The organism is Burkholderia sp. NFPP32, from assembly GCF_900119325.1.
In the GTDB taxonomy this organism is placed as follows: domain Bacteria; phylum Pseudomonadota; class Gammaproteobacteria; order Burkholderiales; family Burkholderiaceae; genus Burkholderia; species Burkholderia pyrrocinia_C.
This window is the reverse complement of record NZ_FPJP01000008.1, coordinates 1-21,954: the sequence shown is the minus strand read 5'-3', so window position 1 is coordinate 21,954 and position 21,954 is coordinate 1. Positions and strand designations below refer to the sequence as shown.

The window sequence follows — 21,954 nt, the reverse complement described above, 5'->3', positions numbered from 1 at the left end:
TTCGTTCACTTTCAACAGATCCCCCATCATGCCGATTCCGACCGAAGATCCGGGCCGCCGCGCGCGCAAGCGCATCCAGATGCTCGCGCATCTCGCCGCCACCGGCGCGCGCCTGTTCGATGCGCACGGCTACGAAGCCGTCACGATGGAACAGATCGCCGCGCAGGCCGATGTCGCGAAGCGCACGCTGTACAACCACTTTCCGACGAAGGAAGCCGTGCTCGCGCACTGGCTCGAAGGCGAGCTCGCGCGTGACCTCGCGCATCTGCAACGCGACGTCGCGCGGCGCAAGACCTTTGCGTCGCGTATCGGCTGCGTGCTCGACGCATCGGCCGCGTGGTGCGAGCAGCATCCGGTGTACCTGCTCGCGTATCTGCGGCACCGCTTCCTGAGCATCGGTACGGTCGATCCGGAAAACGGCGGGGAGAACGGCAGCGATATCGCGCTGGTGTGGCGGCAACTGATCGCCGCGGGGCAGCAATCCGGCGAACTGAACGCAACGCTGCGGGCCGACCAGCTCGCGATGTGGTTCCATCACCTGTATCTCGCGGCGATGCTGCGCTGGCTGACGGTGCCGGGGCTGTCGCTGAAACGGGAGTTTCAGTCGGTCGCGAAGTTGTTTATTGAAGGCGCGCAAGCGAAAAGTTGAGCGCATTGGCCCGCGATCCGGAACAGCATCCGGCGTGGTTGCCGCCGAATGCATCGGGCGCCACGCAACCCGTCGACATGCCGCATCCGGCGAGTGCCGCACGTTGAATGCGTCGCGCGGCGCATACGGTTTTTCACGACGAATGCACGCACCACATGCCAAATCTGCCGCGCAGCAGTATGCTGGTGTCGTACGGCTGCGCACGGTGCATCGGGTAATCCCGTGGTTCGCACGTTGTCGCGCCGCCGTCGCGACCGCAACCATGCGTTGCAAGGAGGGATTCGTGATGGCTACCACGCATCAGCACTTCCACCTCGAACTACGGCACGCCACCGCGCCGACCTATTTCATCAGCTACCTGTTTCCCGCCTTGCTGTTCATTTACGAACTGCTGCGCGTCGGCCAGTGGATCCGCGATCACGGGATGCAATTCGCCGCGTTCAAGCAGATGGGTTACGAGTATCTGCTGATGCTGCTGTTCGTCGGGCTGCAGATCGTCGTCGAGGCGATCTTCCTGCTCGGCGCCGCGATGCGCCGCGATCGCGACTTCGAGCATCGGCTGCCGAACGTGATCCTCGGCATCGGCTGCTCGATCGCGCTGCTCGCGATCGACCTCGCGATCCAGCTGGCGTTCTGACGGCCGGCGGGCACACGCCCGCCGGTTGCCCGGGCGCTCAAGCGCCCGCGTCGCGCAGGAACGTCGCCACCGCGGCCAGCACGTCGTCCGTGCGCTCGCGGTGCGGCATGTGCCCGCATTTGGCGAGCAACAGGAACGACGACGGCCCCGCGACGCGCGCGGCGATCCGCTTCGGATGCACGTCGGAGCCGTATTCGTCGTCTTCGCCGTGAATCGCGAGCGTCGCGCATTGTACGCGCGGCAAGTCGTCGTCGAGATTCCAGTCGCGAAACGCCGGCGACAGCCACGTATCGACCCACGCGCGCAGCACCCACTCGGCCTTGTCGCCGTGATAGCGCGCGAGCCGGTCGAGCTGGCCCGGTTCGTCGAACTGCAGCGCCGCGTCGCGAATGCCGGCCAGCGTGCGATCCTCGACGAACGCCTGCGCGGCAACCGTCACGAGCGCGCGGCAACGATCCGGATGCGCGGCCGCGCAGCCGACCGCCATCCCGCCGCCGACGCTGTGCCCGAACGCGACGAACGCATCGACACGCAGTTGCTCGAGCACGGCATCGAACGATCGATCGGCCTCGTCGCGCACGAACGTCGTGCCGAGCTTCCCCGGATGACGATCCGAACGGCCGAAGCCGAGGCGGTCGTATGCGATCACGTCGCGTTGCGTGGCGTTCGCGAGGTGCGCGGGAAAGTCGCGCCACAGGTCGACACAGCCGAGCGAATCGTGCAGCAGCACGATGGGCGCGGCCGGCTTAGGTGCGGCCGGCTTAGGCGCGGCCGCCCCGGACGTGCCCGTCTCATCTTGCACCGGACGAGCGCGCCAGCGTTTCGCGAAAAGACGCCCTTGCGGCGTCTCGACGATTGTCTCCTCGATCAGGCTATCGGTCATGTGTCGGTCGTCTGCATGAAAGCGGCCGCACGTCGGCGGCCCCATCGGATCCCCGCATGTTGGCCTGCCCGCGCGCGCAGCGTCAAGCAAGCCCCCACCGCCCGCGCGCTCATTCGGGCTGCGGCGGCAGATACTCCATCTGCGCTTCGTCGTACAGCCGGTAGATCAGCGCCTGCATCGCGCGGATGTCCTCCGATTCGTCGAGCATCCGCATGCTCATGATGATCGGCGACACGAGGTTCGGATCGTCGAGCGGCTTGTAGCTGATGTCGTCGCGCTTCAGCCCGTACACGCTGTGCGGCACGACCGACACGCCCTCGCCCATCGCGACGAGGCCGAGCGCGATCTGCAGTTCGCGCGTCTCGTAGATCCGCCGCGGCTGCAGCGCTCGATCGTGAAAGGCCGCGAGCACCTGGTCCGCATAGCTCGGCCGCGGCGCCTTCGGGAAGATGATCAGCGTGTCGTTCACGAGATCGTGCAGCGACAGCACGGGCTTCGCGCTGTCGAGCGGGTGGCCGACCGGCAACGCGACGATCATCCGCTCCTCGCGCAGCACGACGCGCCGCACGCTCGGATCTTCATGGCGGATGCGCCCGAACCCGACGTCGATGCGCCCTTCCTTCAGCGCCTTGATCTGGTCCATCGTCGACATCTCGTGCAGGCTCAGCTCGACGGCCGGATACTCGCTGCGAAAGCGCCGGATGATCTTCGGCAGCATCCCGTACAGCGTCGAGCCGACGAACCCGACCGACATGCTGCGCTCGATCTTGCCGACCCGCTTCGTCATCGATTCGAGCTCGGCCGTCTGCGCGAGCAGCTGCACCGCGTGCGAATAGAAGAAGCGCCCCGCGTCGGTCAGTTTCAGCGGCCGTGCATTGCGCTCGAACAGCGGCACGCCGAGCGCCTCCTCGAGCTGCTGGATCTGCCGGCTCAGCGGCGGCTGCGCGATATGCAGCCGTTCCGCCGCACGCGTGAAATTCCGCTCCTCGGCGACCGCGACGAAGTAGCGGAGGTGTCTCAACTCCATTTTCGATGCCTCCCGGACAGCGCCCCGACGTCAAACCACGGCCGGACGATGTCGTCACGATACCGCAGGCGGCGCAAACCTCCACGCACACGGCCACGCGCCGCCCAAAGCAAAACGGGAAGCCTGAAGGCTTCCCGTTTCCCGATCGACGCCGGCCGCGTCGCGGCAGCGTCGCGACCGCCCGTCACACCTCGGTCGCGTAGAGCGCGTCGCGCTGCTCGTTGCTCAGCGAGTCGAGCGGCACGTCCGGCAGCCGATAGCAGATCATCGTGCCGTACAGCTCGGCGAGGCAATTGCTGCCGGCGTCGAGCGCGTAGCCGTCCTCGCCGTCCGGTGCCGGCGGGTACACTTCGCGCCACGCGTTGATCGCGGCTTCGATTCGCACGATGGAAACGGGTCCGGCCTTCCGCTCGGCGGGTGATGCGCTCATGGATTCCTCTGGGTTGCGCGCTCCGCGGGCCGTGCCGGCCCGGATGGAACGATGAAAACGCCGGGCGCCGCCGGCCGCCGCGCGCCATGCGCGCCGGATGCCGATCCGCGCTGCGCGTGTCGCGCCGGCCGGGCCGTGGCCCGGTAGGGTCGGGCAATATAACCGGCTTTGACCCCGTGCAGGCAAAAGCCGGGCAAAAAAAACGGGAAGCGCGAGGCTTCCCGTTTCATCGCATGTCGCGCGGCCGCCTGCCGCGCCCGCGTCAGCCCGCGGTTTCGCGATTCGCCACCGGCTGCGGCTGCGCGCCGCGGCTCGCGGCGATCCACGGCGCGATCTCCATGTCTTCGTAGCGCACGAAGCGGCTCTTGTTCAGGAGCCGGAAACCGAGCCACACGACGACGAACAGCGGAATGCCGACATAGGTGGCGATCACGCCGGCCCAGTCGATCTTGTTCGCGAGGAACGCCTGATAGTCCTGCCCGAGCGCGATCACGAGGCACAGCACGAACGCGAACAGCGGGCCGAACGGGAACCACTTCGACTGGTACGGCAGCTGGTCGAGCGCATAACCCTGCTTCACGTAGCCCTTGCGGAACCGGTAGTGGCTGACCGCGATGCCGAGCCAGGCGATGAAGCCCGTCATCCCCGACGTGTTCAGCAGCCACAGGTACACCGTCTTGTCGCCGTACAGCGACGTAAAGAAGCACAACGCGCCGACGGCCGTCGTCGCATACAGCGCATTGCGCGGCACGCCACCCGGCGACAGCTTCGCGAACACCTTCGGCGCGCGGCCTTCGGTCGCGAGGTTGTAGAGCATCCGCGTCGACGCGTACATGCCCGAGTTGCCGGCCGACAGCACGGCCGTCAGGATCACCGCGTTCATCACGCCGGCCGCGAACGCGAGGCCCGCGTGGCGGAACACGAGCGTAAACGGGCTCACGCCGATGTCGGTCACGTCCGTCTTCAGCAGGTTCGGGTCGGTGTACGGAATCAGCACGCCGATCACGAAGATCGCGAACACGTAGAACAGCAGGATCCGCCAGAAGATCTGTTTCACCGCGCGCGGGATCGTCGTGCGCGGGTGCTCCGATTCGCCGGCCGCGACGCCGATCAGCTCGGTGCCCTGGAACGAGAAGCCCGCGATCATCGCGACGCCCATCAGCGCCGGCAGGCCGCCCGCGAACGGCGCGTCGCCGATCGTCAGGTTGCCCCAGCCGTTGCTCGGCGCGCCTTTCAGAATGCCGAAGATCATCAGCAGGCCGACGCCGATGAACGCGACCACGGTGACGACCTTGATCAGCGCGAACCAGTATTCGGCCTCCCCGAAACCGCGCACGGTGAGCGCGTTGAGCAGGAACATCACGGCGAGGAAGGCCGCGCTCCACCACACGCCCGGCACGTCCGGAAACCAGTAGTGCATCACGAGCTGCGCGGCGACGAGCTCCACCGCGATCGTCACGGCCCAGTTGTACCAGTAGTTCCAGCCGAGCGCGAAGCCGAAGCCTTCGTCCACGTATTTCGCGCCGTAGGTCGCGAACGAACCCGACACGGGCATGAACGCGGCCATCTCGCCGAGGCTCGTCATCAGGAAATAGACCATCAGGCCGATCAGCATGTACGCGACCATCGCGCCGCCGGGGCCGGCCTGCGAGATCGACGCGCCGGACGCGACGAACAGGCCCGTGCCGATCGAGCCGCCGATGGCGATCATCGTCAGGTGGCGCGCCTTCAGCGCGCGATGAAGCTTGGGTGGGTTCGCGGACGAACCGGGTTGGTCGGATTTCGGAATTGCGGACATAAACGAGACGAACGTTGAGCGGGCCGGCATCCGTAGCCGGCGCATGCGGAATCGGAGCGCGGTACGCGTCCTGCGATGCATTCGATGCGGCCCCGATACGCGTTGCGCGGCGGGCGCCTGCGGCGAAGCGCGGATTCTACCTGATTCGCCATGGAGGGAGCTCAGGCGCACACGCCCGCCGCGGCCGCAGAGATTTCGCAGAATCAAGGAGTTGGCTGCACCGGCGCAACCGCAGCCGCCTGCCGTCGCGAAAACCATGGGTATCCCGGGGTTATTCGGCTTTTCATTCCGCCCGATAAGCGGGTAATCCTGTCTTGATCCGCCAAATACCGCGCCGATACGAAAAATCGACCGGGCGTCGCACCATTAATCAGACAAAACGACCGATACTGATAATTGATTCAAATCAAATCGCCCGCGCGCCATGCAGTAATGATGCGTAATCGTTTCGAATCGCTGTTTCCGCATGCATGTTTTGCATGCACACACGAATTGCAGGAATTCGCGAGATAATGCGGGTTAATTCGAAATAATCAGCGCGCGGAACCGTCGACAACGCGAGTATCCACCGCCCCCGCCCCCGAGGATGAAGTCACTCCCGCTGCCCGCCACGCTGCGCCGCCATACCGCGTCGATCGTGGCACGCATTCTGTCGCCCCGCGGCGTGCTCGTCGCAGGCATCGTCCTGCTGATGTTCAGTTGGGGACTTTCGACGTCGCTTTTAATCGAGGCGCGACGCGACGCGTATGAGCACGCGGTCGAAAATGCGCGCAACCTGATGCTGCTGATCGAACGCGATATCGCGCGCAATATCGAACTCTACGATTTGTCGCTGCAAAACGTCGTCGACGGCTTGGCCGATCCGGAACTGATGACATTGCCACCGCGCCAGCGCCACCGGCTGCTGTTCGACCGCGCCGCTACCGGCGCGTATCTCGGGTCGCTTTTCGTGATGGATACGCACGGCAATATCGTGATCGATTCGAGCGTGTCGCCCGCGCGGCAAGGCAACTATGCGGACCGCGACTATTTCATCGTGCACCGCAACGGGCTCGCGCAGGGCCTCTACATCAGCCGGCCCTACGCGTCCCGGCTGCGCGGCGGCGCACTGACGATCGCGCTCAGCCGCCGGATCACGCTGTCCGACGGCACGTTCGGCGGCGTGGTCGTCGGCACGCTCAGCATCGACTACTTCCGCGCGCTGCTCGACGGCCTCGCGGTCGGCAAGCACGGCAGCGCGGCAATCGCCGAGCTCAACGGCATGCTCGTGAGCCGCCTGCCTTACGACGCGCGCGTGGTCGGCCTCGACCTGCACGATTCGCCGCTGTTCATCGAGGCGCTGCGCCGCCGCGAAGGCGTGCTGTCGGGCATGGGCAGCATCGACGGCGTGCGGCGCATCTATGTTTACAAGCATCTGCCCGGCCTGCCGCTGATCGTCGACGTTGCGCCGGCCGAGCTCGACGTCTACGCGCCGTGGCACCACCGCGCGATCTGGACCGTCGTACTGATGTTCCTGTTCACCGGGTTCATCGCGTGGGGCTCGCTGGCGCTGTCGCGCGAACTGAAACGCCGGCAGATCGCCGAATCGAAGCTGTACCGGCTCGCGCACACCGATTCGCTGACGGGCCTCGACAACCGCGGCACGTTCGACACGGTGCTCGCGAAGGAGGCGCAGCGTGCGTCGCGCAGCGGCCGCCCGCTGTCCGTGCTGTTCGTCGACGTCGATCACTTCAAGGCGTTCAACGACTACTACGGCCACCCGGCCGGCGACGACGTGCTGCGTCGCGTCGCGCAATCCGCGTCGCGCTGCCTGCGCCGCGACGGCGACCACGTCGCGCGCTACGGCGGCGAGGAATTCGTCGTCACGCTGCCCGACACCGACGCGCATGGCGCGGCAACCGTCGCCGAAGGCATCCGGCGCGCGATCGCGGAGCTCGGCATCGAGCACGTGAAGAGCCCGTACGGGCGCGTCACCGCGAGCATCGGCACGGCGACCGCCGCCGACGGCCGCGCGAACGCCGCAACGCTGCTGCGGCGCGCCGACGAGGCGCTGTACCGCGCGAAGTCCGGCGGACGCAACCGCGTGTCGGACGCGCAGCCAAGCGCGGCCGACGCATGGCGTGACATGGCGTGACGTGTCGTCGCGACACGATGCGGCAGCCGGCCACGCCGGACAGCCGCGCCGTGGACAGCCCGCGCGCGTTCGGCTAGCGTTACGTCTGCTGCGCATGCGGCGCGGCGCCGGCCCGCGCAAGCCGCCGTGCGCGTTCCGGCCACCTCAGTTCCGTCATGACCGCCTCGCTCCCTACCCGGCTGCCGCCACTCCTGCGCCACGCGCTCCGTCCGCTGCTCGATCCGTACCGCCGCTACCGGCACGCGAAGCTGATCCATGCGGCGCGCGTCGCGCTCGCGATTCTCGTGTCGATCGGCCTGTCCACCGGCCTGCGCGTGCCGCACGGCGAGTGGTCGACGATCACCGTTCTGATCGTCGTCGGCGGGCTGCAGCATCACGGCAACATCCGCAAGAAGGCGGCCGAGCGCGCGCTCGGCACGTCGATCGGCGCGCTCGCGGGGCTCGGGCTGATCCTGCTGTATTCCGCCGCGCACGCACCGATCGCGATCTACCTGCTGATGGCGCTCGCGTGCGGCATCTGCGCGTATCACGCGATCGGCAAGGCCGGCTATATCGCGCTGCTGTCGGCGATCACGATGGTGATCGTCGCCGGGCACGGCGACAACGAGATCGTCGACGGCCTGTGGCGCGCGGTGAACGTGCTGATCGGCATCGCGATCGCGCTGGCGTTCTCGTTCGCGCTGCCGCTCTATGCAACCTACTCGTGGCGCTACAAGCTCGCCGACGCGCTGCGCGCGTGCGCGGCCGTGCACGCGCGGCTCGCCGGCGACCGCCACGTGAGCGACGACGCCCACCTGAAGGAAATGGCCGCGCTGAGCGCGCTGCTCGTGCAGTTGCGTTCGCTGATGCCGTCGGTGTCGAAGGAATGCGAGACGTCGATGACGCAGCTCGAGGCGATCCAGCGCAGCCTGCGCCTGTGCATCGGTTATCTGGAGATCCTGTCGAGCGCGGTGCCGGCCCGCGACGACGTGGCGGCCCGCGAATACATGCGCGTCGAGATGAAGGCCGTGAACCGGCGCATCCGCGACACGCTGGTCGGCGCGAGCCGCGCGCTCAAGTTCGGCAAGCCGAGCCGGCTCGCGCCGCGCCGCCGGCCGGCCGACCCGCCGCACGACGCACCGCCGCCGCAGTTGTCCGGCTACGTGTCGATCACGGCGAAGCTGGCCGGCGAAGTCGATCAGTTGCGCGAGAAGCTGCTCGATACCGCGCAGTCGTGGAATATCTGAGGTTCGCGGGATTCCGTGCTTCACCCGCCTTGCTTTCATATTCCTTTCGGGTTGGCGGACCGCTATCCTGACGGCGGCGGGTACGCCGTTCGGCCGATCCGGCCCCGGAAGCACGGCCCGCGACGGCGCGCGTCCGAGCCCGTTTCCGCCGCCGAGCGGCGCCGATTCGCGCCGCGTTCTCCGCCTGGTTAACCGCCCGCCGGGCCCGCCGCGACAGGCCTGACGACGTATCCGCGCGAAAATCAGCCCTTGCCCCAACTTCCCGGACAGCCGATACTCGCATATTCCGCGAAATACGATCCCACCGGACCCAATCCACGGTAATTCCTATGAGCACGATTCTCGAAAGCCTCCCGACCGGCCAGAAGGTCGGTATCGCCTTCTCCGGCGGCCTGGACACCAGCGCCGCGCTGCACTGGATGAAACTGAAGGGCGCCGTCCCGTACGCATACACGGCGAACCTCGGCCAGCCCGACGAAGACGATTACGACGCGATCCCGAAGCGTGCGATCGAATACGGCGCAGCCGGCGCCCGCCTGATCGACTGCCGCGCGCAGCTCGTCGCCGAAGGCATCGCGGCGCTGCAAAGCGGCGCGTTCCACATCACGACGGCCGGCGTCACGTACTTCAACACGACGCCGATCGGCCGCGCCGTGACGGGCACGATGCTCGTCGCCGCGATGAAGGAAGACGGCGTCAACATCTGGGGCGACGGCAGCACGTACAAGGGCAACGACATCGAGCGCTTCTACCGCTACGGCCTGCTCGTGAACCCGGACCTGAAGATCTACAAGCCGTGGCTCGACCAGACGTTCATCGACGAGCTCGGCGGCCGCGCCGAAATGTCCGAATTCATGAACCAGGCCGGTTTCGCGTACAAGATGTCGGCCGAGAAGGCCTATTCGACCGACTCGAACCTGCTCGGCGCGACGCACGAGGCGAAGGATCTCGAAAGCCTCGAAAGCGGCATCAAGATCGTGAACCCGATCATGGGCGTCGCGTTCTGGCGCGACGACGTGAAGATCGCCGCGGAAGAAGTGACGGTGCGCTTCGAAGCCGGCCAGCCGGTCGCGCTGAACGGCGTCGAGTTCAAGGATCCGGTCGAGCTGCTGCTCGAAGCGAACCGCATCGGCGGCCGCCACGGCCTCGGCATGAGCGACCAGATCGAGAACCGCATCATCGAGGCGAAGAGCCGCGGCATCTATGAAGCCCCGGGCCTCGCGCTGCTGTACATCGCGTACGAGCGTCTCGTCACCGGCATCCACAACGAAGACACGATCGAGCAGTACCGCGAGAACGGCCGCCGTCTCGGCCGCCTGCTGTACCAGGGCCGCTGGTTCGATCCGCAGGCGATCATGCTGCGCGAAACGGCGCAGCGCTGGGTCGCACGCGCGATCACCGGCGAAGTGAAGATCGAACTGCGCCGCGGCAACGACTACTCGATCCTGAGCACGAAGTCGCCGAACCTCACGTATCAGCCGGAACGCCTGTCGATGGAGAAGGTGGCGTCGACGTTCTCGCCGCGCGACCGGATCGGCCAGCTGACGATGCGCAACCTCGACATCACCGATACGCGCGACAAGCTGCGCGTGTATGCGCAGGTCGGGCTGCTGACGCCGGGTGAAGCGTCGGCGTTGCCGCAGATCAAGGGCGACGACAAGTAAGTCGCGTCGTTCGACGCCGTGCCGCATCGCTGAATGCGGCACGGCCGGGCAGGCCGCGTGGGCCGATCATCACGCACGCAGCCTGCCGTTCCTTCCGCCTCTCCCCGCCTTTCCGCTTTCCCCTCCGCAATCGCACCACGCCGCGCCACGCACCAACGGCACTGCAACGTCGCGCCAGTCATGGCAAGCTGCGAGTCGTCCGATTCGTGCCTGTCCTCATGAGCCCTCTCACCGTCATCCACCTGAACGGCCCGATCAACAGCGGCAAGACGACGATCGGCCTCGCACTCGCACGCATGCTGCCCGATGCGCGCTTCATCGACGGCGACGATCACGATGCGCCCGACGATGCGCCGTTCGACGTGCAGTGGGCGATCGCGCTGGAACGCCTCGTCACGCAGATCGCCGATACGCGCGAGCGTCATCTGGTCATTGCCTATCCGATCGCCGAAGCGGAATTCGAACGGCTGCGCGCGGCATGCGACGCGCGCGACGCACGGCTTTTCGTTGTCACGCTCGCGCCGCCTGAAGCGATCGCGTCGTCGAATCGCGGTTCGCGCGCACTGACGGACTGGGAACGGCAACGCATCGCCGAGATGTATCGCGAAGGGTATGCGTCGCGGGCGTTCAGCCAGGTCGTGCTGGATACGTCCGCCGCGACGCCCGACGCATGTGCGGCGCGCATCGCGCAGCAGGTTGCAGAGACGGCGCCGTAACGCCGGACGGGCACGCGATACGCGCCTGTCCGGCGGTTCGGCCCAACCGCCGCGCTTACGGGTGATGCCGCACGCCCGGCACGACCGCTTCCCTCGCCCCCTTCCGGCTCAGCATCAGCGTGACGACCGCCGACACCGCGAGCGTGCCCGCCACCACATAAAGCCCGGCCGCATACCCGCCCGTCGCGTGCTTGAGCCAGCCGATCGCGAACGGCCCGACGAACCCGCCGAGGTTGCCGATCGAGTTGATCATCGCTATCCCCGCAGCCGCGCCCGCGCCTGACAGGAACGCGCTCGGCATCGCCCACAACGGCGCCTTCGCGGCACTGATCCCGATGTTGACGACCACCAGCGCGAGCACGGTCAGCAACGCGGTGCTCGCCTGGCCCGCGAACACGAAGCCGATGCAGGCCAGCACGCACGGAATCACGACGTGCCACGTGCGCTCGCCGGTGCGATCCGAATGCCGCGCCCAGACGATCATCGCGACGACGGCGGCGATGCTGGGGATGCCGGTCAGCAGGCCCGTCTGCAGCGCGGCGAAGCCGAACTGCTTGACCATCAGCGGCGCCCACAGCCCGAGCGTATAGAGCCCGGCCGACGTGCCGAAGTAGATCAGCGCGAGCGCCAGCACGCGCGGATCGCGCAGCGCCTGCCACGCGCCGGCCATATTCCCGGCATGCGTGTGGCGCACGTCCGCTTCGGCCTTCAGCTTCGCGATCAGCCAGTCGCGCTCGTCCGGCCGCAGCCACGCGGCCTTCGACGGCGAATCGGTCAGGCACTTCAGCACGACGAAGCCGAGCGCGATCGCCGGCAGCGCTTCGACGATGTACAGCATCTGCCAGTCGGCGAGCCCGAACATCGGCGGCATCTGCATGATCGCGCCCGACAGCGGCGAGCCGATCGCGGTCGAGATCGGCGCGGCCGCCATGAACCACGCGGCGGCCACCGCGCGCTGCTTCGTGGGGAACCACAGGCTGAGATACAGGATGATGCCGGGGAAGAACCCGGCTTCGGCCGCGCCGAGCAGGAAGCGCAGCACGTAGAAGCTCGTCGGCCCGGCCGCGAACGCGGACACGGCCGACACGAGGCCCCACGTGATCATCACGCGCGCGATCCAGATGCGCGCGCCGACGCGGTGGAGGATCAGGTTGGACGGCACTTCGAACAGGAAGTAGCCGATGAAGAACAGGCCGCCGCCGAACCCGAACGCGGTCGGCGACAGGCCAATCGCCTTGTTCATCGTCATCGCGGCAAAGCCGACGTTGACGCGATCGAGAAAGCTGACGAAATAAAGCAGCATCACGAACGGAATGATGCGCCACATCAGTTTCCGCGCGACGCGGGTTTCCAGATCCGCTTGCATGTGTCTCCTCCTTCGAGGTCGAGCCGTGCTCTGTCTGTGAATACTCGCCGGCGCCGCGACGAAGCGCGCGGGCCGGCGCCCGGCTCGCGTCGGATGCGCGAGTCGCGGGCATAAAAAACCGGTAGGACGACGAACGGGCAGCGGCCCGCTACCGGTTGCGCACTCGCGCCGCGGCTACATCGCAGCACGCATGTGCAGCGCCGCGTCGATCGTCAGGCCGCGACCGCCGCGTTCGCGACGCGCTCGCACACGGCCGCGGTCACCTGCGCGGTCGTCGCGCTGCCGCCGAGGTCGCGCGTATGCAGCGACGGGTCGGCCGTCACGGCCTCGATCGCCTGCATCACGCGCGCCGCGGCTTCCGCCTCGCCGAGATGCTCGAGCAGCATCACGACCGACCAGAACGTGCCGACCGGATTCGCGAGCCCCTGGCCCATGATGTCGAACGCGGAGCCGTGGATCGGCTCGAACATCGACGGATAACGGCGCTCGGGATCGATGTTGCCGGTCGGCGCGATGCCGAGGCTGCCGGCGAGCGCGGCGGCGAGATCGCTGAGGATGTCCGCGTGCAGGTTGGTCGCGACGATCGTGTCGAGCGACGCCGGCCGGTTGACCATGCGCGCGGTCGCCGCGTCGACGAGCTCCTTGTCCCATGTGACGTCGGGGAATTCCTGCGCGATCTGCTTCGCGATCTCGTCCCACATCACCATTGCGTGCCGCTGCGCGTTGCTCTTCGTGATCACGGTCAGCAGCTTGCGCGGACGCGACTGCGCGAGCCGGAACGCGAAGCGCATGATGCGTTCGACGCCGGCGCGCGTGAGGATCGACACGTCGGTCGCGGCTTCGATCGGATGGCCTTGGTGCACGCGGCCTCCGACGCCCGCGTATTCGCCCTCGGAGTTCTCGCGGACGATGACCCAGTTCAGGTCGTCCGGCCCGCAGCGCTTCAGCGGCGCGTCGATGCCGGGCAGGATGCGCGTCGGGCGCACGTTCGCGTATTGGTCGAAGCCCTGGCAGATCTTCAGGCGCAGCCCCCACAGCGTCACGTGATCGGGCACGTCGGGGTCGCCCGCCGAGCCGAACAGGATCGCGTCCTTGCCGCGCAACGCGTCGAGGCCGTCGGCCGGCATCATCGCGCCGTGCTGGCGGTAGTAATCGGCACCCCAGTCGAAATCCTCGAACTCGAACGCGAAACGATCGCAGCCGTGGGCCAGCGCTTCCAGCACCTGCTTGCCGGCCGGCACCACTTCCTTGCCGATGCCGTCGCCGGGAATCGTTGCGATACGGTAGGTCTTCATGCGGACATCCTCGATTGATCGTGAGCGTGAACGCACTTTAACGAACCAGGAGCGCAGGAACCGGCGCTAGAATCAAAGCATCTTTAACTTCAATTCACGAATCCCGTCATGGCGGATACTGTCCAGCCGGCCGATCTCGGCTTCTTCTCGACACTGGCCGCGTCGGGCAGCCTGAGCGCGGCCGCGCGCGAACTCGGGCTGACCGCGGCGGCCGTCAGCAAGCGGCTCACGCAGATGGAGCGGCGCGCGGGCGTAACGCTCGTCAACCGCACGACGCGGCGGATGATGCTGACGCCCGAAGGCGACGTGTATCTCGACTACGCGCGCCGGATCCTCGACCAGATGGACGAACTCGGCGAGCTGCTCGGCAGCGCGAAGCAGCGCCCGAAGGGGCTGCTGCGCGTGAACGCGACGCTCGGTTTCGGGCGCAGCCACGTCGGCCCCGCGATCTCGCGCTTCGTCGCGCGCTATCCGGAAGTGTCGGTGCAGCTGCAGCTGTCGGTGATGCCGCCGCCGCTCACCGACGACGCGTTCGACGTGTGCATCCGCTTCGGCGAGCCGCCCGACACGCGCGTCGTCGCGCGGCGGCTCGCGCCGAACCGCCGGCTGCTGTGCGCGGCGCCCGCGTATCTCGCGCGGCACGGGACGCCCGGCACGCCGCACGACCTGATGCGGCACAACTGCATCGGCATCCGGCAGGGCGACGAAGGTTACGGGATCTGGCGCCTGACCAGCGGGCGCGGCGCGGCACGCCACACGGAAGCCGTGCGGATCAACGGCAACCTGACGACGAACGACGGCGAGATCGCCGTGAAGTGGGCGCTCGACGGGCACGGAATCCTGATGCGCGCCGAATGGGACCTCCGCGACTATCTCGCCGACGGTCGCCTCGTGGTCGTGCTGCCCGACCACGAAACACCGGGCGCCGATATCTATGCGGTGTACGCGCAACGTCACCAGATGTCCGCGCGGATTCGCGCGTTCGTCGATTTTCTGGCGGACGAGTTGGGGCGGTTGAGGGCGGTGTAGGAATCGGAATGGGGCGCACGACTGCTCCGCGCGCATGAAGTGGATGCCCGAAAACCAATTATTTTGGCGAATTCATCTGTCAATCGCCAAAATATTTACATTCCCGCATATCGACCAAGCATCAAAGCCAATCGCGAGCCGCATCGATTGTGCTAATATTTTGGCATCTTCGTTAGCAAAACATTGAAATACTAGCCTTATGGCACAAAAGACGGCTCCGCTCCTGCCAGTATCGAACCAACTGCTTGCCGAATTCGGCGAGCGGCTGAAGCTTGCGCGCCTGCGCCGGAAGCTGACGGCCAAGCAGGTTGCGGAACGCGCCGGCATGTCGCCGATGACGCTTCGTTCGCTGGAAGCCGGCGGGTCGGGCGTCACCATCGGCGCCTATCTGTCCGTCATGCAGGTGCTGGGGCTCCAGCACGATCTGGAAAAGCTGGCCGCCACGGACGAATTCGGCCGCCAGCTTCAGGACGCCCGCCTCGTCAAACCACGATCCGCCCGACGAACCGCGCCGTCTCTTTCCTCCGCCACGTCGCCCACGCCCGATCGGCGCATGCGCGCAAGCGCTCCCTCCGCCACGAAAGCGGCCGAAGCAGGCACGGCGGCATCCGAAACAACCGAACCCGGCGATACCCGCGGCACGACGGCAGCCGATCTTGTCGCATTGCTGAAGCCGGCACGAAAACGGCATGGGGAGCATCGCGGGAAATGACGACGATCGGTGTCTACGCAGATTGGGACGGCTTGCCTGAACCGCGAAAGCTCGGACTCCTGCACAGCCGCAAGACGCGGGCGAGCGAGCGGTTCGAGTTCCAGTACGCCTCTGCCGCACTGGCGGCTCCCGAGTTCGCAAGCGTGCAGATCGATCCGGCAATCGGTCTCTTTGAAGGCCCCCAATATCCGGCCCCGCCGCGGGACGCGTTCGGCGCCTTCGCCGATTCCAGCCCCGATCAGTGGGGCCGCATGCTGATGGATCGCAGGCTGGAGCGAGACATTCGTGCCGGCCTGCGACCGAAAGGCACCCGACTCCACGAATCGGACTACCTGCTTGGCGTTCACGACCTTTACCGCGTCGGCGCGCTGCGCTACCGGCTCGACGACGACGGAGAATTTCTCGACGATCGCCATGATCTCGCTGCGCCGCCGTTTGCAGAGATTCGTGAACTGGAACACGCAAGTCGCGCGCTGGAGGAAGACGTCGACAATACCGCCCCGAATGGCCGCGACTGGCTGTCGATGCTCATCGCCCCCGGCGGCTCGCTCGGTGGCGCAAGACCCAAGGCAAGCGTCGCCGACGATCGAGGCCGTCTCTATATCGCGAAGTTTCCGAGCGCACGGGACGACTACGACGTGGGTGGCTGGGAAATGGTCGTCAATGCGCTAGCGGCGGGTTGCGGCCTGAACGTCGCCCACGCCGAGGCACGAAAGTTCGCCAGCGACCATCACTGTTTCCTGGTCCGGCGTTTCGATCGGACTGCCGACGGCCAACGCCTGCATTTCGCGTCCGCAATGACCATGACCGGTCACGTCGACGGCGACGATGCGTCGACAGGCGTCAGCTACCTGGAATTGGCCGAAGTCCTCATGCGGCACGGCGCACAACCGAATGCCGACTTGCGCGAGCTATGGGCGCGAATCGTCTTCAACCTTCTGGTCTCGAACACCGACGATCATCTCCGCAATCACGGATTCATTCTGGTACCGGGATCGGGGTGGCGACTTTCGGCGGCCTATGACATGAATCCTGTCGCCGTCGCCGATGGCCTCAAGCTCAACATTACGGAAGCAGACAACGCACTGAACCTCGACCTCGCCCGCGAGGTATGCGAATACTTTCGGCTCAAGCTGCAGGACGCCGACGAGATCATCGACGACTTCCGCGGTGTCGTCAGCCAATGGAGAACGCTAGCGACGCGACTCGTGCTGCCCGCGCGGGAGCAGGAGCGGATGGCCGGCGCGTTCCATCTCGCGAACGATTGACCGCCCTTCGTTCAGCGCCCCTCCTTTCGTGCTTATACCAGAAAGGTGCCGACGCAGCCGGGCCGTTCGCGGGATGCGTCGGCAGACGCGCTCCGAACCGAATACAATGCCCCCGATCCCTCGCCGCTGCGCCAACCTGCCGGAGCCGCCATGTTCGACCTGACCACGCTGACCACCTTCACGGCCGTCGTTCTGGGCCTGTTCCTGATCCCCGGCCCCGCCGTGCTGCTCGTGCTGAGCCGCACCGTGCAGGGCGGCCGCAAGACCGGCATCCTGACCGGCCTCGGCGTCGCGAGCGGCGACTTCGTGCATACGCTGTTCGCGGCAGTCGGGCTGTCCGTGCTGCTGATGACGTCGGCGCTCGCGTTCAACGTCGTGAAGCTGGTCGGCGCCGCGTACCTGATCTATCTCGGCGTGCGCGCACTGCTCGACAAACCGTCCGATCCGTCGCTGCCGACGGTGTCGTCCGTCACGCCGCTCAACGCGTACCTGCAGGCGATTCCCGCCGAAGTGCTGAATCCGAAGACCGCGATGTTCTTCCTCGCGTTCATGCCGCAGTTCGTGCATCCGGAACGCGGCTCGACGTTCGTGCAGTTCGCGGTGCTCGGGCTGATCTTCGTCGTGCTCAGCTCGCTTTATACGACGCTGATCGCGTGCTCGATCCGCCCGCTCGGCCGCATCGTGAAGCGGCTCACGTGGCTCACGCGCTGGCAGGGGAAGATCATCGGCTCGATCTTCATCGCGCTCGGGCTGCGCGTGGCCGTGCAGCAGCGCTGACGCGCGCGGCCGCATGACGTCCCGCGCGGCGCCCACCGGCGAAGCCCTCTACACCGACCCGCGCCTCGTCGCGATCTACGACCTGTTCAACGCGGGCGATCGCGACTTCGCGTTCTACGCATCCGTTATCGGCGCCGCGCGGCAACGCATTCTCGATCTCGGTTGCGGCACCGGCACGTTCGCGCGCCGGCTCGCGGCGGCCGGGCACGACGTCGTCGCGATCGATCCCGCGCCGGCGATGGTCGATTACGCACGACGCCAGCCGGGCGCCAGCGCGGTACGCTGGATCGCCTGCGATCTGGTCGGCCTGCCGCCCGGCGCGCCGTTCGATGCGGTCGTGATGACCGGGCACGCATTCCAGTGCCTGCTGACCGACGACGAAATCGACGCGACGTTGCACGGCGTGCGGCACGTGCTCGCCGACGGCGGCCGTTTCCTGTTCGACACTCGCAACCCGTGCGTCGCGCCGTGGCGTGCGTGGACGCCGGAGCATTCGGCATGCAGCGTCGAATCGCGCGAATTCGGCGGCGTCGATCTCCATCACGCGGTGCGCGCGGTAGACGGCGCGATCGTGACGTTCGACACGTACTACCGTTTCCGCCGCGACGACATGTTGCTGAAGAACACGAGCCGGTTGCGCTTCATCGCGCAACCCGAATTGCAGGCGCGCGTCGCTGCGGCCGGATTCGCGTCGGCCGACTGGTGCGGCGACTGGCAACGCGCACCGTTCGACGACGCAACCAGCGCGGAGATCATCGCGATCTGCCGCGCGTGAGTGGCCGGACACCGCGCCCGCTCGACCGCAGGTGGCCGCGCCGCCGCACTCACCGCGCCGCGCCCAGCGCCTGCCGCACCCCCTCCCAATCCAGCCCGAAGCGCGCAAGATACTTGCGCAGCCGATCCGCATCGTTCGGCTGCTTCTTGCTCTGCCGCGACACCGCGAACAGCGTGCGCCCGGCTTCCGACAGGCTCGCCGACACGCGGCACACGTCGAGCACGCGTTCGAGCTGCGCGCGGTCGAACAGGTCGAGTTCCGCCGCACGCGCGCCGAACACCGCATCGACCCACGTATCGGACGCACCCGCGCCGCCCGGCGACGACCACGTGCGCGCCAGCCGCTCGACCTCCTGCTCGGCAAGTTCCTCCGTGATCCGTCCCGCATCGGCCAGCGTCGCCATCCGCGTGACCGACGCCGACAACTCGCGGAAGTTACCGACCCACGCCGCGCGCGGCGACGCGGCAAACGCGAGATAACGCCGCTTCGCCTCGACGTTGAACCGCACCTGCTCGCCCTGCTCTCGGCCGAAACGGTCGAGCTCGAATTCGAGGTTCGGCTCGATGTCCTCGCGACGCTCGGCGAGCCCCGGCAGTTCGTACGTCCACAGATTGATCCGCGCATAGAGATCCTCACGGAACGTGCCGGCCGCCACCATCAGCCGCAGGTCGCGGTGCGTGCCGGCGATCAGCTCGAAATCGCTGGTCGCCTCGACGTCCGCGCCAACCGGCAGGAAGCGCTTTTCCTCGATCGCCTTCAGCAGCATCGCCTGCTCGTCGAGCCCGAGTTCGCCGATCTCGTCGAGAAACAGCAGGCCGCCGTCCGCCGCGCGCAGCAACCCCGCGCGTGCCGACTGCGCGCCCGTGAACGCGCCCTTCACGTGGCCGAACAGTGTCGACATCGCCGCGTCGCCGCGCAGCGTCGCGCAGTTGATCTCGATGAACGGCCCCGCGAGCCGATGGCGGCCGCGCTTCAGCTCGTACACGCGCTTGGCGAGAAACGACTTGCCGGCGCCCGTCGGCCCGACGAGCAGCATCGGCGCGCGCGAACGCACGGCCACTCGCTCCAGTTGCTCGATCAACGCATTGAAGCGCGCGTTGCGCGTCGCGATGCCGGCCTTCAGGAACGACACCGTTTCGTCGCGTTCGCGCGTGAAGCGCTGCGCGATCCGGTTGTAGCGCGACAGGTCGAGATCGATCACCGACACCGTGCCCGGCCCGCTCGGCCCTTCGTCGGTCCGCTGCGGCGGCCCCGTCTGCACGAGGCGCGCGGGCAGGTAGCGCGCTTCCGCCAGCAGGAACCAGCAGATCTGCGCGACGTGCGTGCCGGTCGTGATGTGGATCAGGTAATCCTCGTGTTCGAGGTCGAACGGATAGGCGCGCGCGTAGTCGTGCAGCGTCGCATAGACCTCCTCGAAATCCCACGGGTCGTGGATCGTGAGCGGCGTGAGCCGCACGTCGGTGCGCGGCGACAGGTGCGCGAGATCGTCCCGCACCTGGTTGGCGAGGCGCGTGTAGCTCAGCGGATGCAGCAACTCGAGCCTGTCGATCGGCAGGTCGGGCTGCTCGCACAACGAGATCGTCGGCCGCCATTTGCGGTAGCGGCGCGGCGCGCGACCGCCCTGGTCGAGCACCGTGCCGAGAAAGCCGATTGCGACTGTCTTTCGCATGTTTATCTCATCGGATAAGAAGCGATCCGATTGTATCGGATTTTCTCAATCCACCCTAGCAGGCAAGGCCGACGCAAATCAACTCGACTCAGACAATTCCCCTTTAATTTCAACGAACTGGAAATTTCTTCGAGCACTGAACTCTCCGCTGGCACGCTCCTCGCTAAATAGAAGGCGCCGGATGTCCCTCTGGCCCGCGAGCCAGGGTTCACAAAGCCCTGCTGGTGCGCCGCCGCCGAATCTCGTTCGTAGCGGCAGCGCATGCCGCCATGGACAGACGAAGGCAAAGGGGCGCGCTCAGGCATGCCACGTTCGGGTTCGAATCCCGGGGCGCCCACCGTTCGGTAGCTCATTCGGGTAGAGCAGCCGGCGAAAGCCGGTGTGTAGCGGGTTCGAATCCCGCTCGAACACTGTCCGCAACGACAGTCTCTTGATGGAAGCAGTACCCGCCGGTGCGGGCCGCGAGGCCCGCCGCGCGTCGGACCGGTCATGGTTCCGCGCGATCGGCCAGGCGGCCGGACGGCCGGCGCGAACGCGCACGACGAAGCGATGCAGGATGCGTCGCCGTGCAGCGCCCGCGCCGGCCCCCGCGCCGCCCGCCCGATTGCGTCGCACCGCGATCCGCACGATGCGCGTCACCCGGCGGTCGTTAAAGAAAAGGACAAGAATATGTGGAAGCGTCATGTTGTGAAAAAGAACGAACGCGCGCTGCTGATGAGCGAGGGCGATTTCGTGAAGGTGCTGGAACCGGGCGTGTTCAAGGCCTTCGATCCGTTCAATCGCCTGTCGGTGCAGACCGCGCGTCTCGACACGCCGCTCGCCGACCAAGCGCTGGCCGACTACCTGCGTCACGACGCGCAGGACGTGCTCGCGCACTATTTCGTCGCGATGGATCTGGTCGACGACGAAGCCGGCCTGCGCTATGAAGACGACGTACTCGTCGAGATTCTGGCGCCGGGCACGCGCCGGCTGTACTGGCGCGGCCCGATCGCGCACCGGCTCGAACGCGTCGATCTCGCGCAGGACAGCATGCTGCCGGCCGCGCTCGTTAAGCGCATCGCGCAGCCGGCGCTGCGTGCGCGCGGTGTGGCGGGCCTGACGGGCGTGCTGCTGGCGCAGGTGCCGGCGTATCACGTCGGCGTGCTGAAGATCGACGGCAAGATCGAGCGGCTGCTGGAAGCAGGTGTATCGGCGTTCTGGCGCTTCAACCGCGACGTCGCAGTCGAACTCGTCGACCTGCGCGTGCAGGCGCTCGAAGTCGGCGGACAGGAAATCCTGACGCGCGACAAGGTCGCGCTGCGGCTGAACCTGTCGGCGACGTGGTGCTATGCGGACGTGCTGCATGCGTTCGGCCAGTTGCAGAAGCCGGTCGAGCACCTGTATCGCGAGTTGCAGTTCGCACTGCGCGCGGCTGTCGGTACGCGCTCGCTCGACGAACTGCTGGAAGACAAGCAGTCGATCGACGACATCGTGATCGCACAGGTGCGTGCGCGCCTCGAAAACTCGGGCGTGGACGTGCGCAGCGTCGGCGTGAAGGATATCGTGCTGCCGGGCGACATGAAGACGATCCTCGCGCAGGTGGTCGAAGCCGAAAAGGCCGCGCAGGCGAACGTGATTCGCCGCCGCGAGGAAACGGCGGCGACGCGTTCGCTGCTGAACACCGCGAAGGTGATGGAAGAAAACCCGACCGCGCTGCGGCTCAAGGAGCTGGAAACGCTCGAGCGCGTCGCGGAACGGATCGACCGTATCTCGGTGTTCGGCGGTCTCGACCAGGTGCTGAACGGACTCGTCAGCATCAAGGGCGCTTAGAGACGGTTTCATAAAGGCTGTTCGGCGCGCCGGAGGGTATTCCAGCAAATCAGGCAGCAACCGAGTTTGAGGAACGCCCCGTGAATGTCG

Annotated in this window: 19 protein-coding genes and 1 tRNA gene; 13 read left to right on the top strand and 7 right to left on the bottom strand. The window is 66.9% G+C overall.

What is annotated here, in order from left to right; genetic code table 11:
* The first annotated feature begins 28 nt into the window (after positions 1 to 28).
* Positions 29 to 649 carry a TetR/AcrR family transcriptional regulator gene (locus BT264_RS17230; protein WP_072439138.1) on the top strand — a complete coding sequence of 207 codons (621 nt, stop codon included), beginning with the start codon at positions 29 to 31 and terminating at the stop codon, positions 647 to 649.
* Positions 650 to 935: 286 nt separating this feature from the next.
* Complete coding sequence (locus BT264_RS17225) at positions 936 to 1,286, top strand: hypothetical protein (RefSeq protein WP_034182150.1); 351 nt, start codon at positions 936 to 938, stop codon at positions 1,284 to 1,286.
* 37 nt (positions 1,287 to 1,323) lie between these two features.
* On the opposite strand, the gene BT264_RS17220 is transcribed toward BT264_RS17225, so the two are convergent.
* From BT264_RS17220 to BT264_RS17205, 4 genes are all read right to left on the bottom strand, one after another.
* A complete protein-coding gene (locus BT264_RS17220; protein ID WP_072439136.1) occupies positions 1,324 to 2,169 on the bottom strand; it encodes an alpha/beta fold hydrolase in 846 nt (281 codons plus the stop codon).
* 109 nt (positions 2,170 to 2,278) lie between these two features.
* Positions 2,279 to 3,196 (bottom strand): LysR family transcriptional regulator, encoded by a 918-nt coding sequence (locus tag BT264_RS17215; protein ID WP_034182148.1) that lies wholly within the window; start codon positions 3,194 to 3,196, stop codon positions 2,279 to 2,281.
* Between the two features lie 184 nt (positions 3,197 to 3,380).
* Positions 3,381 to 3,626 carry a DUF3717 domain-containing protein gene (locus BT264_RS17210; RefSeq protein WP_034182147.1) on the bottom strand — a complete coding sequence of 82 codons (246 nt, stop codon included), beginning with the start codon at positions 3,624 to 3,626 and terminating at the stop codon, positions 3,381 to 3,383.
* Positions 3,627 to 3,888: 262 nt separating this feature from the next.
* Positions 3,889 to 5,424, bottom strand: coding sequence for an amino acid permease (locus BT264_RS17205; RefSeq protein WP_072439134.1), 1,536 nt, complete (start codon positions 5,422 to 5,424; stop codon positions 3,889 to 3,891).
* Positions 5,425 to 6,010: 586 nt separating this feature from the next.
* Between BT264_RS17205 and BT264_RS17200 the strand changes: the two genes are divergently transcribed.
* The 4 genes from BT264_RS17200 to BT264_RS17185 all read left to right on the top strand — a co-directional run bounded on the left by BT264_RS17200 (position 6,011) and on the right by BT264_RS17185 (position 11,164).
* Entirely contained in the window at positions 6,011 to 7,558 is a 1,548-nt protein-coding gene (locus BT264_RS17200) for a sensor domain-containing diguanylate cyclase (protein WP_072439132.1), read from the top strand.
* A gap of 155 nt (positions 7,559 to 7,713) precedes the next feature.
* Entirely contained in the window at positions 7,714 to 8,784 is a 1,071-nt protein-coding gene (locus BT264_RS17195) for an FUSC family protein (RefSeq protein WP_072439130.1), read from the top strand.
* A gap of 329 nt (positions 8,785 to 9,113) precedes the next feature.
* The gene (gene argG / locus BT264_RS17190; RefSeq protein WP_072439129.1) at positions 9,114 to 10,448 is read left to right on the top strand and encodes an argininosuccinate synthase; all 1,335 of its coding nucleotides are present in this window, start codon (positions 9,114 to 9,116) and stop codon (positions 10,446 to 10,448) included.
* A 218-nt stretch (positions 10,449 to 10,666) separates the two neighbouring features.
* Positions 10,667 to 11,164 carry a shikimate kinase gene (locus tag BT264_RS17185; protein ID WP_072439127.1) on the top strand — a complete coding sequence of 166 codons (498 nt, stop codon included), beginning with the start codon at positions 10,667 to 10,669 and terminating at the stop codon, positions 11,162 to 11,164.
* Between the two features lie 55 nt (positions 11,165 to 11,219).
* Here the strand turns inward: BT264_RS17185 and BT264_RS17180 are convergent, their stop codons facing one another.
* The gene (locus tag BT264_RS17180) at positions 11,220 to 12,530 is read right to left on the bottom strand and encodes an MFS transporter (RefSeq protein ID WP_072439125.1); all 1,311 of its coding nucleotides are present in this window, start codon (positions 12,528 to 12,530) and stop codon (positions 11,220 to 11,222) included.
* 212 nt (positions 12,531 to 12,742) lie between these two features.
* Positions 12,743 to 13,825, bottom strand: a complete 1,083-nt coding sequence (locus BT264_RS17175) for a tartrate dehydrogenase (protein WP_072439123.1) — start codon at positions 13,823 to 13,825, stop codon at positions 12,743 to 12,745.
* A gap of 108 nt (positions 13,826 to 13,933) precedes the next feature.
* Here BT264_RS17175 and BT264_RS17170 point away from each other — a divergent pair, with 108 nt between their 5' ends.
* From BT264_RS17170 to BT264_RS17150, 5 genes are all read left to right on the top strand, one after another.
* Positions 13,934 to 14,854: a LysR substrate-binding domain-containing protein gene (locus BT264_RS17170; RefSeq protein WP_072439121.1), complete on the top strand. Its 921-nt coding sequence runs from the start codon at positions 13,934 to 13,936 to the stop codon at positions 14,852 to 14,854.
* Between the two features lie 199 nt (positions 14,855 to 15,053).
* Positions 15,054 to 15,566: a helix-turn-helix domain-containing protein gene (locus BT264_RS17165; RefSeq protein WP_072439119.1), complete on the top strand. Its 513-nt coding sequence runs from the start codon at positions 15,054 to 15,056 to the stop codon at positions 15,564 to 15,566.
* A complete protein-coding gene (locus BT264_RS17160; protein WP_072439117.1) occupies positions 15,563 to 16,834 on the top strand; it encodes a type II toxin-antitoxin system HipA family toxin in 1,272 nt (423 codons plus the stop codon). The genes BT264_RS17165 and BT264_RS17160 overlap by 4 nt, the downstream gene beginning before the upstream one ends.
* 150 nt (positions 16,835 to 16,984) lie before the next feature.
* A complete protein-coding gene (locus BT264_RS17155) occupies positions 16,985 to 17,611 on the top strand; it encodes a LysE family translocator (RefSeq protein WP_072439115.1) in 627 nt (208 codons plus the stop codon).
* Positions 17,612 to 17,624: 13 nt separating this feature from the next.
* Positions 17,625 to 18,386: a class I SAM-dependent methyltransferase gene (locus tag BT264_RS17150; protein ID WP_072439113.1), complete on the top strand. Its 762-nt coding sequence runs from the start codon at positions 17,625 to 17,627 to the stop codon at positions 18,384 to 18,386.
* A gap of 49 nt (positions 18,387 to 18,435) precedes the next feature.
* Here BT264_RS17150 and rtcR read toward each other — a convergent pair whose 3' ends face one another.
* Positions 18,436 to 20,055, bottom strand: a complete 1,620-nt coding sequence (rtcR, locus tag BT264_RS17145; RefSeq protein ID WP_072439111.1) for an RNA repair transcriptional activator RtcR — start codon at positions 20,053 to 20,055, stop codon at positions 18,436 to 18,438.
* A gap of 338 nt (positions 20,056 to 20,393) precedes the next feature.
* Here rtcR and BT264_RS17140 point away from each other — a divergent pair.
* Together BT264_RS17140 and BT264_RS17135 are read left to right on the top strand one after the other, a co-directional pair.
* A tRNA-Phe gene (locus tag BT264_RS17140) sits at positions 20,394 to 20,466 on the top strand.
* Positions 20,467 to 20,724: 258 nt separating this feature from the next.
* Complete coding sequence (locus BT264_RS17135; RefSeq protein WP_072439487.1) at positions 20,725 to 21,864, top strand: slipin family protein; 1,140 nt, start codon at positions 20,725 to 20,727, stop codon at positions 21,862 to 21,864.
* Positions 21,865 to 21,954 lie beyond the last annotated feature (90 nt).